General features: G+C 71.7%; 9 protein-coding genes. 6 read left to right on the top strand and 3 right to left on the bottom strand.

Annotation, left to right across the window (positions count from 1 at the left end):
• Window positions 1–38: 38 nt before the first annotated feature.
• Complete coding sequence (locus HNQ79_RS19100) at window positions 39–1,013, top strand: phosphotransferase (RefSeq protein WP_221507932.1); 975 nt, start codon at window positions 39–41, stop codon at window positions 1,011–1,013.
• Window positions 1,014–1,096: 83 nt separating this feature from the next.
• Here the strand turns inward: HNQ79_RS19100 and HNQ79_RS19095 are convergent, their stop codons facing one another.
• Window positions 1,097–2,809 carry a protein kinase domain-containing protein gene (locus HNQ79_RS19095; RefSeq protein ID WP_185032603.1) on the bottom strand — a complete coding sequence of 571 codons (1,713 nt, stop codon included), beginning with the start codon at window positions 2,807–2,809 and terminating at the stop codon, window positions 1,097–1,099.
• Window positions 2,810–3,162: 353 nt separating this feature from the next.
• Here HNQ79_RS19095 and HNQ79_RS19090 point away from each other — a divergent pair, with 353 nt between their 5' ends.
• The 5 genes from HNQ79_RS19090 to HNQ79_RS19070 all read left to right on the top strand — a co-directional run bounded on the left by HNQ79_RS19090 (window position 3,163) and on the right by HNQ79_RS19070 (window position 11,002).
• Window positions 3,163–4,812, top strand: coding sequence for a protein kinase domain-containing protein (locus HNQ79_RS19090; RefSeq protein WP_185032602.1), 1,650 nt, complete (start codon window positions 3,163–3,165; stop codon window positions 4,810–4,812).
• Window positions 4,813–5,801: 989 nt separating this feature from the next.
• Complete coding sequence (locus HNQ79_RS19085; protein WP_185032601.1) at window positions 5,802–6,476, top strand: PadR family transcriptional regulator; 675 nt, start codon at window positions 5,802–5,804, stop codon at window positions 6,474–6,476.
• 199 nt (window positions 6,477–6,675) lie between these two features.
• Window positions 6,676–7,479: an ABC transporter ATP-binding protein gene (locus HNQ79_RS19080; RefSeq protein WP_185032600.1), complete on the top strand. Its 804-nt coding sequence runs from the start codon at window positions 6,676–6,678 to the stop codon at window positions 7,477–7,479.
• On the top strand, window positions 7,476–10,361 hold the full coding sequence (locus tag HNQ79_RS19075; protein WP_185032599.1) for an FtsX-like permease family protein: 2,886 nt from the start codon (window positions 7,476–7,478) through the stop codon (window positions 10,359–10,361). Before HNQ79_RS19080 ends, HNQ79_RS19075 begins: the two co-directional genes overlap by 4 nt.
• Before the next feature lie 98 nt (window positions 10,362–10,459).
• On the top strand, window positions 10,460–11,002 hold the full coding sequence (locus HNQ79_RS19070; protein ID WP_185032597.1) for a bacterial proteasome activator family protein: 543 nt from the start codon (window positions 10,460–10,462) through the stop codon (window positions 11,000–11,002).
• Window positions 11,003–11,157: 155 nt separating this feature from the next.
• Here HNQ79_RS19070 and HNQ79_RS19065 read toward each other — a convergent pair whose 3' ends face one another.
• Both HNQ79_RS19065 and HNQ79_RS19060 read right to left on the bottom strand, forming a co-directional pair.
• Window positions 11,158–12,138, bottom strand: a complete 981-nt coding sequence (locus HNQ79_RS19065) for an NAD(P)H-quinone oxidoreductase (protein ID WP_185032595.1) — start codon at window positions 12,136–12,138, stop codon at window positions 11,158–11,160.
• Between the two features lie 88 nt (window positions 12,139–12,226).
• Complete coding sequence (locus HNQ79_RS19060; protein ID WP_185032593.1) at window positions 12,227–13,336, bottom strand: potassium channel family protein; 1,110 nt, start codon at window positions 13,334–13,336, stop codon at window positions 12,227–12,229.
• Between the last annotated feature and the right edge of the window lie 29 nt (window positions 13,337–13,365).

Raw genomic sequence — 13,365 nt, 5'->3', positions numbered from 1 at the left:
CGCACACGGCCGCCGCGCCCGCCCCGCCGGTCGGTGAACTGCTGCGCCGGTACGCCGCCCCGGGAAAGCCACTGTCCTGCGTGCGGGTCGCCCAGGGCCTGCTCAACCACGGGTTCCGGCTTGCCACCACCCGCGGCGACTACTTCCTCAAGCACCACCTCGACGGCGACCGGACCGCCATCGCCCGCCAGCACCGGGCCACCCAACGCCTGAAGGAACTGGGCGTGCCGGTCGCCCCGCCCGTCGCGGACACCCGCGGCGACACCGTCGCCGTGATCGGCGGGCGCTGCTACGCCCTGCACCCCTGGGTCGACGGCAGGCACCGCGACGGCGCCCAGCTCACCGCGATCGAGTCACTGCGTCTGGGCGCCCTCCTGGGCGTCGTGCACACCTGCCTGGACCAGGTCATGGAGTCCGAAGCGGGCCGCGACGGCGGGCTGATGAGCGCGGACCCCCTCGACACCTTCGAGACGATCGACGAGCTGCTCCTGCTGGCCCGTCGCCGGCACCCCCGTGACGCCTTCGACCTACTGGCCGAACACCGCCTCCTGGAGCGCCGCGTCCTTCTGGAGCGGCACGCGCACCGGCGACCGCCGACGGGCGCCGAGCCGGCCACTGGTTGGGTGCACGGCGACTTCCACCCGCTCAACCTGCTCTACCGGGACGCCGAGCCCGCGGCGATCGTCGACTGGGACCGGCTCGCGGTGCAGCCGCGTGCGGAGGAGGCGGTACGTGCGGCCGCCATCTTCTTCGTACGGCCGGACGGCCGCCTGGAGCTGGACAAGGCACGCGCGTACGCGCGCGCGTACCGCCGCACGGCGGGCGCGGGGGAGGACGAGCTGGCCGCCGCCGTGCACCGGGTGTGGTGGGAGCGGCTCAACGACTTCTGGATACTGCGCTGGCGCTACCAGCTGCACGACCGAAGGGCCGACCCGCAGTTTCCTGCGGTGTCGGCCCTGGCGGTCTGGTGGACCGCGGAGTACGAGGCAGTGCTGGACGCCTTCGCGGGGTGAGGCCCCGGCGACCGGGCACTCCGCTCGTCCGCGGCCCCCTCGGTCCGGTTGTCCGCGACCGCGTCCGTACGGCGACGGACCGGTCAGGGAGTAGCGCCCTCCACGGCGCCGCCCGGGGCCGCGCCGGCGTCACCGGCACCCGCGTCACCGGCACCGCCGGGAGCCGCACCGCCGTCCCCGGCACCGCCGGGAGCCGCACCACCAGGGGCAGCGCCGCCGTCCCCGGCACCACCGGGAGCCGCACCGCCGTCCCCGGCGCCACCGGGAGCCGCGCCGCCCGGAGCGGCACCGCCGGGAGCCGCGCCGCCGTCGGCGACGCCGCCGCCGGGGGTGCCGCCGGGAGTTCCGCCGGGGCCGGTGGGATCGCCCGTCGGCTCCTTGGTCGGCTCCGTGGTAGGGGTCTTCGAGGGCTTCTTGGCCGGCGGCGGGGGCACGGGGTTGCCGCCGGTCGAGCTGCTGCCGGTCGAGGACCCGTTGCCGGTGTCCTCGCCGCCCCCGCCGGGGGTCTCGTCCTCGCCGGTGGGCGAGGGGGTGCTGCCGTCGGTGGGGGACGGCGTGCTGGAGACAGTCGTCGGGTTCGGGTTCGGCCCGTCGTCCTCGGTGCCCCTCGTCGTCGCGTAGACCACGCCGGCCGCGATCGCCAGCAGGGCGAGGATCGCGAAGATCCACACCTTGCCGCGTCCCGGGCGGCGGTCGTCGTAGCTCTCGTCGTAGGAGGACCCGTCGTGCGGGTTGCCGGGCGGGAGCATGGCGCCGCCCGGCCGGAACTGCGAGGTGTCGCTGTGCTGCGGGTGGCCCATCGCGGCGGTGGCGGCGGTGCCGTGCGCCGGGGTGTAGCCGGACTCGTGCATCACGACGGGGCCGGTGTTCCAGGTGCCGGTGTGGCTGCCCTGCTGCTGGAGCATCTGGAGGCCGTACTGGACCAGCCCGCGCATCTCCTCCGCGCTCTGGAACCGGTCGTCCGGGTCCTTCGCGAGGGCGCGCATGGCCAGGCCGTCGAGCTCCGGCGGGGCCACGTCCGACATCTCGGAGGGCGGGACGGGGAGGTCCTGCACGTGCTGGTAGACCACCGAAAGCGGCGTCTCGCCCATGAAGGGGGGCCGCAGCGCGAGCAGCTCGTACAGCAGGCAGCCCGTGGCGTACAGGTCGGAGCGATGGTCGACGGCCTTGCCGAGCGCCTGCTCGGGGGAGAGGTACTGCGGGGTGCCCATGACCATGCCGGTCTGCGTCATCGTCGACTGCACGCCGTGCAGGGCGCGTGCGATGCCGAAGTCCATGACCTTGACGGCGCCGCTGTGCGTGATGATCACGTTCGCGGGCTTGATGTCGCGGTGCACGATGCCGTGCTGGTGGCTGTAGGCGAGCGCTTCGAGCACTCCGGAGACGATGATCAGCGCCTGCTCGGGGCCCGGGGCCTCGGCGTTGAGCAGCAGGTCGCGGATGGTGTTGCCCTCGACGAGCTCCATCACGATGTACGGCACGAGGTTGCCGCCGATACGGTCCTCGCCGGAGTCGTACACGGCGACCACGGCATGGTGGTTGAGGCCGGCGACCGACTGGGCCTCGCGCGTGAAGCGGGCCTTGGCGACCGGGTCCTCGGCCAGGTCGGAACGCAGCAGCTTCACCGCGACCGTGCGGCCGAGCCGTACGTCCTCCGCAGCGAAGACCTCCGCCATGCCGCCGCGACCGAGACGGTGGGTCAGCCGGTAGCGGCCGTCACCGACAAGTCCGCCCATACCGAACGATTCCGGCAGGTCAGACACTCCACCGCCGGTGTCCTCGGGTTCGGGTGCCATCAGTCCTCGCCGTCATCATCTGTCCGCGTCGGCGCACGCAGCGCGTCGCGGTCGTCCCATGGTTCTCCGCCACGTCACGCTACAGCCTCCTAGGAGGGGCCCCTGCTCCCCGAAGGACCTGCCATCAAAACCGTTGCGCCTGTACCCGTGCAAATTACCCACCCGTCGAGGCGCCGTGGGTAACGCTTCCGAGACTCTTCCTTGCGCGTACGGTCACGGATCGGGCACCTCGCTTGACGTGTCGGTGCCCTCGGGCAGACTTGGCCCGTAATGCGGGATGATCGCGGATTGTCTCCAGGGGCAAGCAGCGATGGACTGACGCGGAACCGCCGCGCCGAGGGGGATGCACAGTCATGAGCCAGGACGGCACACAGGGCCGGTACGCGGGCGGCTCGGTGGCAGGTGGTCGGTACCAGCTCCGCGATCTCCTCGGTGAGGGCGGCATGGCGTCCGTCTACCTCGCGTACGACTCGGCACTCGACCGCCAGGTCGCGATCAAGACATTGCATACGGAACTCGGCCGCGAGGCTGCCTTCCGCGAGCGGTTCCGGCGCGAGGCACAGGCTGTGGCCAAGCTCTCGCACCCCAACATCGTCTCGGTCTTCGACACCGGCGAGGACACGGTGCAGTACGCCGGCTCCGGCGCGGCCGGCGAGGCCCCCATGCCGTACATCGTCATGGAGTACGTCGAGGGCAGTCCGCTCGGTTCGGTCCTGGCCGCCGACATCCAGCGGCACGGCGCGATGCCCGCCGACAAGGCCCTGAAGATCACCTCGGACGTGCTGGCAGCGCTGGAGACCAGCCACGAGATGGGCCTGGTGCACCGCGACATCAAGCCCGGCAACGTGATGATGACCAAGCGCGGCGTCGTCAAGGTCATGGACTTCGGCATCGCCCGCGCGATGCAGTCCGGCGTCACGTCGATGACGCAGACCGGCATGGTCGTCGGCACCCCCCAGTACCTCTCGCCCGAGCAGGCGCTGGGGCGCGGTGTGGACGCCCGCTCCGACCTCTACTCGGTCGGCATCATGCTGTTCCAGCTGCTCACCGGGCGGCTCCCGTTCGAGGCGGACTCGCCACTGGCCATCGCGTACGCGCACGTCCAGGAGGAGCCGGTCGCTCCGTCCTCCATCAACCGGACGATCCCGCCCGCCGTCGACGCGCTCGTCGCCCGCGCGCTGAAGAAGAACCCGAACGAGCGCTTCCCGAGCGCCGCCGCGATGGCCGACGAGTGCGCGCGCGTGCTCACCACCGTCCAGCCCGGCGCCGCACCGGCCATCGTTCCGGGCAGCGGGCCGGCCCAGGGCAGCGGCTCCGGTGTCGGTTCGGCGGTGTTCCCGCCGGTCGACCAGAGCGGGCAGGTCCCTTCGGGCCACGTGCAGACGCCGTACCTGCCGCCGACGCCGGGCCCGTACGGGGCGGCGACCCCGGTGCCGACCGCGCATCCGACGCCCGCTCCGCAGGGTGCGTACGGGTACCCGCAGCAGCCGGGATACTCGACACCGCCGCCGACGCCCATGCCTTACGGACAGCACTCGGCGCAGGGCCCCCACACGCCCGTTCCCGCCCCCAGGAAGAACAGCATGCCGCTGATCATCGGGGCGATCGTGATCGCGCTGGTCGCGATCGGGGGCGTGGTCTACGCCCTCCAGCCGACGGACAAGCCCTCCGACAACGAGGGCGCAGGGCAGACTGCCGGGCAGAAGGCCGGCTTCAAGGGGCCCGACCGGTCAAAGACGATCAAGTCCACGGAATGCACCGTTCCGAAGGAGGACGAGCTCGACCCCACCAAGGTCCAGACGCCCGACTTCATCTACAAGAACGTCCGCTCCGTGAAGGAGTGCCTCCGGGAGGCCGGCTGGAAGGTCCGGGAGAAGCCGATCGACGAGAACCAGTGGGGCGAGGAGACGGTCATCGAGCAGTACCCGGGCGCGGGCTACGCGATCGACCCGGAGAAGACCACCATCGAGCTGACGGTCTCGACGGGCAACCCGCCGCAGTAGCCGTCCGCGGCGCGGTCACGGCGGTGCACCCGGCCGGCAGCCCGGTCCATCGGCGGCAGTCGGCCGCCGTACGCGCCGAGGAGTACCTCCGCTTCCGTTCGGACCGGTCCGAGTGCCCGTTTTGTCGCGGCGTGTGACGCTTGCTTCGGCAGGCTCGGCGGTACCGGACGGGAGGCGGTCGCCCCATGGCTCCAAGGTTCCGTACACACGTCGCGGCCGCGCTGGCGGCGGCCCTGTGCTGGTGCGGACTCCCGGCCCACGCGGCGGGCCCCACACCACCGGCGGGGTTCGCACCTCCGGCGGGGTTCAGCACCCCAGCGGGGTTCACCGCTCCGGCCGGTTCCGCGAAGGCGCACACCCCGCTCGGGCCGGTCACCCGCGCACCGGGCGTGCAAGGTTCGGTCAGCCGCGGCCGAACGGGTGCCCCCGGCTCGGTCGCCCCGCCCGTTTCGTCCGGCTCTCCTGGCCCGGCCGGTTTCCGCCACCTGATCAACCTGCCCGCCTTGACCGGCCTGGTCGCCTCGCCCGGCCCGCGCGGCGTGGGTCATCGCCTCGCGGATCCCTCTTCCGAGCAGCTCGCAGGGCGGCTCGCGGGAGTCGGAAGGACCAGGCCCGGCCGGGCACCCGACCCGGAAGAGGTACATCCGTTCCGGGTGTCCGTCCCGCAGGCCCCGCCCGTACGCCGCCTTCCGAAGACACGTCCGTCCGCGCCTGTCACCCCGCACACGACCCGCCCGACACGGCGGTCGCACCCGTCGGATGAGCCACAGGCGGTCCCGCCGCTTCGCACCTTCGACATCCGGCCGCTTCCGCTGGGTACCGGGATCGCCCTGGTGGGACTGGGGCTGGGCTTCCTCGCGCTGCGCCTTCGCCGCACGGGCTGAGGCCCACGCCCGGCGCTCTGCGCGTCCCACCGGAGCTACCCCGAAAGCCTCCCGCAGCACTGCTCGCACTTGCCACACCCCGCATACTGGGTATACATACTCAGTATGTCGATCCGCCACGGCCTTCTGGCCCTCCTGGAACAGGGCCCTCGCTACGGCTCCCAGTTGCGCACCGAGTTCGAGTCCCGTACCGGTGCCACCTGGCCGCTGAACGTCGGGCAGGTCTACACGACACTCAGCCGACTGGAACGTGACGGCATGGTCGCGCCCGACGGCGACGACGACGCGGGCCACCCGCTGTACGCGATCACCGACGCGGGCCGCGCGGAACTGCACCAGTGGTTCGAGCGTCCGGTCGACCGCACCAGCCCGCCCCGCGACGAGCTCGCCATCAAGCTCGCCATGGCGATCGGCGCACCGGGCGTCGACATCCGCGCCGTCATCCAGGCTCAGCGGCACGCGACCCTGAAGGCGATGCAGGACTACACCCGGCTCAAGGCGCAGGCGTTGATCGCCGTCGAGTCCGGAGTCGGGCAGGAGACCCACCGGGGCCGCGACGACATGGCCTGGCTGCTCGTGCTTGAGCAGCTGATCTTCCAGACCGAGGCCGAGGCCCGGTGGCTCGACCACTCCGAGTCCCGGCTGGTCCGGCTCTCCGCCTCGGCCGCGCGGGGAGCGACGCCGCCACAGGCCGGACCTTCCGAACCGTCCCCCGCCCCTGCCGCCGCGGCGGGCGGCCGGAAACCGAGGAGCGCGTCCGCCCGTTTCGGCCGGCACTGAGCCCTCTCGCCCTCACCGCGCCGGTACGGCACCGCCCCGACGCAGCCGCCTGCCGCTCGACCGCAGCGGTCCCACGACCAACCGCTGTCTCACAAGCACCGCCGCTTCATGACGACCGCTTTCCGTACGACCACCACTTCCGTACGACCGCTGCCCGGCGTCCCCTGCCGTGCGGCCTTCCCAGGGGGGACCCACGCTCATGCCCGACCAGTCACATCTGCCACAGCAGCCACAGCAGCCCCAGCAGCCATCGCGTATCCAGCCCGTGCTGCAACTGGAGCAGCTGACTCGCGTGCACGGCAGCGGCGCCACCGAGGTGCACGCGTTGCGCGGCGTGAACCTGTCCGTCCTGCCCGGTGAACTCGTCGCGGTCATGGGCCCCTCCGGCTCCGGCAAGTCGACCCTGCTCACCATCGCGGGCGGCCTCGACAGTCCCACCTCGGGGCGGGTAGTCGTGGAGGGCACCGACATCACCCGGGCCAGCCGCAAGCAACTCGCCACCCTGCGGCGCCGGAGCATCGGCTACGTCTTCCAGGACTACAACCTCATCCCGGCACTGACCGCCGCCGAGAACGTCTCCCTGCCCCGCGAGCTCGACGGCCTCTCCGCCCGCAAGGCCCGCGTCTCCGCACTCGCCGCCCTGGAAGAAATGGACCTCGGGCACCTCGCCGATCGCTTCCCGGACGAGATGTCCGGCGGCCAGCAGCAGCGCGTGGCGATCGCCCGCGCCCTGGTCGGCGACCGCAGGCTGGTGCTCGCGGACGAGCCGACCGGTGCTCTGGACTCCGAGACCGGCGAGTCCGTCCTCGCCCTGCTGCGGGCGCGTTGCGAGGCGGGCGCGGCCGGCATCCTCGTCACCCACGAGCCGCGCTTCGCAGCCTGGGCCGACCGGGTGGTCTTCCTGCGTGACGGCTCCGTCGTCGACGAGACGATGCGCTCCGGCGCCGAGTCGCTGCTCGCCGTCGGCGGCCCCGACGCTGCCGGTCAGGCGGGCCTCAAGTGACCGGTTGGTACCACTCCTGGCTCGCGGCCATCCGCATCGCCCGCCGCGACGCCTGGCGCTCCAAGGGCCGCAGCCTCCTGGTCCTCTCCATGATCGCGCTGCCCATCCTCGGCGTGAGCGCCGTCGACGTCACCCTGCGCAGTGCCGAGCTGAGCGTCGCCGACCGGATGGACCGCCGGCTCGGTGCTGCCGACGCCCTGCTGACCGACAGCGGGACGGGCGGCGCGCCCATCGAGCAGAACCCGCACCTCGGCACCCCGGGCGATGACAACTGGCACCCCGTCGGCGGCTGGGACGCCCACCACAGCAAGCCCACCTCCGAGGGCCGGGCGGACCTCTCGAAGGCGGTTCCGGCAGGAACGAAGACCCTCACCGACACCAAGGGCCACACCCCGCTCCGCACCCAGCACGGACTCCTCCAGACCGAGGTGCGCGAGCTGAAGGCCACCGACCCGCTGGCGAAGGGCCTGATGGTCCTCGGCGAAGGCCGCTTCCCCGAGAAGGCCGGCGAGATCGCCGCGACCCACCACTTCCTGGAAGCGGGCGGCCTTTCCCTCGGGGACAAGGTCAAGCCGCGGTCCCTGGACACCGAGTTCACCATCGTCGGTGCCTATGAGCTGCCCGACGAGCTGAAGCTCGACCAGATCAACGCACTGCCCGGCACGTTCCTCGGCCCACTGAACAAGTCCCTCGCCGACCAGGGCCTTTCGCCCACTGGTGGCGAGACGAACTACCTGGTGGGCTCGGGCGGCGGCGAAGGTTTCACGTGGAACATGGTCAAGGAGGCCAACTCCAAGGGCGTCGCCGTGCTCTCCCGCGCGGTGGCCCTGAACCCGCCGACCGACTCCGAGGTCCCGTACTACCGGCACAACGCATCGCCTGACAGCTCCAACGGAACGGCCGGTGCCCTCGCGGCAGCCGCCACCGTGGTCGGTCTCGCCCTGCTGGAGATCTGTCTGCTGGCCGGCCCCGCCTTCGCCGTGGGCGCCCGCCGCTCGCGGCGCCAGCTCGGCCTGGTCGGCGCCAACGGCGGCGACCGCCGCCACATCCGGGCCATCGTCCTGTCCGGCGGTCTGGTCATCGGCGTCGCCGCCGCCGTCGTCGGCACGGCGCTCGGGATCGCCCTGACGCTGGCGCTCCAGCCCGTCCTTGAGGGATACCTCGGCCAGCGGTTCGGTGCCTTCGAGCTACGACCGCTGGAACTGTTCGGCATCGCCCTGCTCGCCGTGTTCACCGGACTGATGGCGGCGATCGTGCCCGCCGTCACCGCCTCCCGCCAGCCCGTCCTGGCCTCTCTCACCGGGCGGCGCGGAGTCCGCAAGGCCAACCGGGTCCTGCCGGCCGTCGGTCTGGTCGCCGTCGCGATCGGCGCGGCCGTCGCCCTGTACGGGGCCGTGGCCAGCGACAGCTTCCTCCTCGTCGCGGCCGGCAGCGCCCTCGCCGAGCTGGGCGTAGTGGCCCTGACCCCGGTTCTGGTCGGCCTGTTCGGGCGGCTGGGCGGCTGGCTGCCGCTCTCGCCGCGGCTCGCCCTGCGCGACGCCGTACGCAACCGGGGACGCACGGCGCCCGCCGTCGCCGCGGTGCTGGCCGCCGTCGCGGGCACCGTCGCGGTCGCCACCTACACCGCCAGCACGGACGCCAAGCAGCGTGCCGAATACCAGGAGATGCTCCCGTACGGCGTCGGTTCGGCCACCACCGACGAGGCGGGCGGTCGCGATGTGAGCGCCATGCGGTCGGCCGTGCAGGCGAACCTGCCTCTCGACGTCCTCGCCGACGTCCAGCGCATCGTCGTGGGGGACAAGAAGTGCACCCCGTACAGCGACGACGCCAAGTGCGGCCAGTACGAGGTTTACATACCGAAGGCCAACCGCTGTCCGCTCCACGAGGGCGGTGTCGCGGGCAGCGACCCGAGCGAGCGGTTCTCCGTCGAGGAACGCCGCGCGCTGGCCAAGGACTGGCGCTGCACCGTGGAGTTCTCCGGCGACGCCCCCGGTACCGCCGGGGTGACCGTCGGTGACGAGAAGATCCTGAAGGTTCTCGGGATCACCGATCCCGGCGTCGTGAACGCCGTCAAGCAGGGCAGGGCGGTCTCCTTCGAACGCGCCCACTTCGACAAGAACAACACCGGCAAGGTCGGCATCAAGGTCGTCACCGACCACAAGAAGGCCGAAGAGGCATTGGCGGCAGGGAGGGAGGCTCCCGGCAGGGTCACCCACCTGCCGGCACACCTGGCACCGGAGGACGTCAAGGCGTACGGCATTCAGCTCCTCGTGCCGCCGGCCGCCGCCAAGGAGGCCGGCTTCACCACGGTGCCCTATGGTCTGGTCTTCTCGACGTCCGCGCTGCCCAGCACCGAACGGAGCCAGTCCCTGAACGGCGCGTTCGACAAGATCGGGCTCACCACGGCGCCGTACATCGAGTCCGGTTACTCCGGCAGCACCGGCATCGTGCTGCTCGCGCTGACGGTGTTCGCCGGACTGGTCACCATCGGCGCCGCCGGCATCGCCACCGGCCTCGCCCAGGCCGACGCCGAACCCGACCTGAAGACCCTGACCGCGGTCGGCGCACCGCCCCGGGTGCGCCGCGCCCTCAGCGGGTTCCAGTGCGGGACGGTCGCCCTGATGGGTGTGGTCCTCGGCTCGGCGGCAGGCGTCCTGCCCTCGATCGGGCTCCTGCTCAACCAGCGGCGGGCCGACGAGGCCTCCCTCCAGAGGAGCGTCGACGAGGGCTGGATCGGCGGCATGAGCACCACCGAGATCCCCATCGTGATCCCGTGGGAGACCCTGGGCTCGCTCGTGATCGCCGTACCGGTCGGCGCGGCACTCCTCGCGGCACTGGTCACCCGCTCCCGGGGCGCGGTCGCCCGGCGTGCGGAGGCCTGAGTCGGCACTTGGCGCAACCTGTGCCCCCGTATGAAGGTGGATCACCTTTGTACGGGGGCACACCCCGTGGTGAAGCAGGTGTACGAGACAATGGCGGCATGGAGATGCCGAGGAGTGAACGGTCGCAGGAGAGCCCCAAGATCCTGGTCGTCGGGCAGGACCAAATGGCGCTCGGCGGCGGTGACGACGAGTCGCGCGAGGTGCCCGTGACAGACATGGTCGAACAGCCCGCGAAGGTCATGCGGATCGGCAGCATGATCAAGCAACTCCTGGAGGAAGTCCGCGCGGCTCCTCTGGACGAGGCGAGCCGGGTGCGGCTCAAGGACATTCACGCCAGCTCCGTGAAGGAGCTGGAGGACGGGCTCGCCCCCGAGCTCGTCGAGGAACTGGAACGCCTCTCGCTGCCGTTCACCGAGGAGGCCATTCCCTCCGAGGCGGAGCTGCGGATCGCGCAGGCCCAGTTGGTGGGCTGGCTCGAAGGGCTCTTCCACGGTATCCAGACCGCGCTGTTCGCCCAGCAGATGGCGGCCCGCGCCCAGCTGGAGCAGATGCGCCGGGCCCTGCCGCCGGGCGCTTCCCACGAGGACGACGAGGACGGCGGGCACGGGCCCGCGGCCCGCACGGGCGGCCCGTACCTGTAGGGACCCGGGGCGGTCCCGTCGGTGAGCCGTGCGCAGGTGGCCCGGTACCTTCCGTACGTACGGAAGGAACCGGGCCACCTGCTTCTCCGCCGGGCCACCTGTTTCTCCGCCGCCTTCTCGGGGCGATCGGTGCACGGCCGTCGGCTTCTCGGTGCTCAGCCCACGGCGAGCAGGATCTTGCCGATGTGGCTGCCCTCGTCCAGCGCCTTGTGCGCCTCGGACGCCTGGTCCACGGGGAAGATCCGGTCGACCACCGGACGCACCCGGCCGGCGGCGATCAGCGGCCACACGTGCTCACGCACCGCCGCGACGATCGCCGCCTTCTCCCCCGCGGGCCGGGCCCGCAGCGACGTCGCAGTGATCGCGGCCCGCTTGCGCAGCAGCGCGTTGAGGTTCAGTTCGCCCTTGACGCCGCCCTGGAGACCGATGATCGCGAGGCGTCCGTTGGTGGCGAGCGCCTTCACGTTCTGGTCCAGATACTTGGCGCCGATGATGTCGAGGATGACGTCCGCGCCCTTGCCTTCGGTGGCCTTGCGCACCTCCTGCACGAAGTCCTGCTCGCGGTAGTCGATGAGGACGTCGGCGCCCAGTTCCGCGCAGCGCGCCAGCTTCTCCGGTCCGCCGGCCGTGACGGCGACGCGGGCCCCCACGGCCTTGGCGAGCTGGATGGCCATGGTGCCGATGCCGCTGGCGCCGCCGTGCACGAGCAGCGTCTCGCCCGGGCGCAGGTGGGCGATCATGAAGACGTTCGACCAGACTGTGGCGGTCACCTCGGGCAGTGCCGCCGCCGTCACCAGGTCCACGCCCTCGGGCACGGGCATCAGCTGCCCGGCCGGGACGGCGACCTTCTGCGCGTACCCGCCGCCCGCGAGCAGGGCGCACACCTCGTCGCCGACCGCCCAGCCGTGGACGCCGGCGCCCACGGCGACGATCCGCCCCGAGCACTCCAGGCCGGGGTAGCGGGACGCGCCCGGCGGCGGGTCGTAGAAGCCCTGTCGCTGGAGCAGGTCGGCACGGTTGACGGCGCTCGCGGCTACCTCGACGAGGACTTCTCCCTCGTGGGGAACGGGGTCGGGGACCTCCGCCCAGACGAGTGCCTCGGGGCCACCGGGTTCAGGGATCGTGATCGCATGCATGGGCTCGACGCTACCCCCGGTACCTGTGATCAGTCCGAAGACCCTTGCGAAGGACATCCCGAAAGGTCACGCAGCAGCCGACGCCGCGCTATTCCGCCGAGGTGACCCGTACGCTGTGGCCCCTCTCGGTGCCGCCTGTCGACACCCGGGCGATCGCGATCACACGGTCGGTGGACTGGAGCGGACTCGCCGCCGGATCGTCATAGCCGAGCAGGCGGTGCCCGCGCAGGACGTTGACCACCAGGTCTTCGGTCTCCCGCACGCTTTTGCCGACCTCGCTTTTTATGACCGGCCGCTCGATCAGGTCGAGGCCGCTGCCCTGCTGGATCAGGTCCTCCATCACGGTGCCCGCACTCGGGCTGAGCACCGAGAGGCCGAGCAGGCGGCCCGCCGCGCTCGCGCTGGTGATCACGGCGTCCGCTCCGGACTGCCGCAGCAGCGGCGCGTTCTCCTCCTCACGGACCGCTGCGACAATTTTCGCGCCGCGGTTGAGCTGACGGGCGGTGAGGGTAACCAGCACCGCCGTGTCGTCGCGCTGGGTGGCGATGACGATCTGCCGCGCCCGCTGCAGCTCCGCCCGCAGCAGTACGTCGCTGCGCGTCGCATCGCCGATCACGCCGGTCAGTCCCTCCGCGTTCGCGGTCTCGACGACCTTGGCGCTCGGGTCGACCACGACGATCTGTTCCTTCTTCAGCCCGGTCGCGAAGAGGGTCTGCATCGCGGACCGGCCCTTGGTGCCGTAACCGATGACGACGGTGTGGTCGCGCAACTGGGACCTCCAGCGGTTCAGTCGGAACTCTTCCCTCGTCCGCTCGGTGAGGACTTCGAGAGTGGTGCCGACCAGGATGATCAGGAAGAGGACGCGCAACGGCGTCACGAGCAGCACATTGCTGAGCCGTGCGCCGTCGCTGTAGGGGACGATGTCGCCGTAACCCGTGGTGGAGAGGGTGACGGTCGAGTAGTAGACGGCGTCGAGGAGGTCCACGCCGCCGTCGGAGTTGTCGTGGTAGCCGTCGCGGTCGAACCAGACGAGGAGCACCGTCGTCAGCAGCACCAGCATCGCCATCAGCAGACGCTTGCCGACCTGCCGCAGTGGGCGTTCGACCACCTGCTTGGGCAACTTCACCGGGGCGGCGGTCAGATGCTCCTCGGCGGCTCTGGCCATCGCGTCGTCGCCGGGCAGTTTCACGTGAAACATCCTTCCGTGCGGGTGGGTCGTTTCACGTG

The organism is Streptomyces candidus (genome assembly GCF_014207445.1).
Taxonomy (GTDB): domain Bacteria; phylum Actinomycetota; class Actinomycetes; order Streptomycetales; family Streptomycetaceae; genus Streptomyces; species Streptomyces candidus.
This window is presented reverse-complemented; position numbering and strand designations above follow the sequence as displayed.

Excerpts from the sequence above, each read along its gene's own strand:
- HNQ79_RS19095 (WP_185032603.1), bottom strand. The coding sequence starts at position 2,809 with ATGGCACCCGAACCCGAGGACACCGGCGGTGGAGTGTCTGACCTGCCG.
- HNQ79_RS19090 (WP_185032602.1), top strand. The coding sequence starts at position 3,163 with ATGAGCCAGGACGGCACACAGGGCCGGTACGCGGGCGGCTCGGTGGCA.
- HNQ79_RS19085 (WP_185032601.1), top strand. The coding sequence starts at position 5,802 with ATGTCGATCCGCCACGGCCTTCTGGCCCTCCTGGAACAGGGCCCTCGC.
- HNQ79_RS19080 (WP_185032600.1), top strand. The coding sequence starts at position 6,676 with ATGCCCGACCAGTCACATCTGCCACAGCAGCCACAGCAGCCCCAGCAG.
- HNQ79_RS19070 (WP_185032597.1), top strand. The coding sequence starts at position 10,460 with ATGGAGATGCCGAGGAGTGAACGGTCGCAGGAGAGCCCCAAGATCCTG.
- HNQ79_RS19065 (WP_185032595.1), bottom strand. The coding sequence starts at position 12,138 with ATGCATGCGATCACGATCCCTGAACCCGGTGGCCCCGAGGCACTCGTC.
- HNQ79_RS19060 (WP_185032593.1), bottom strand. The coding sequence starts at position 13,336 with ATGTTTCACGTGAAACTGCCCGGCGACGACGCGATGGCCAGAGCCGCC.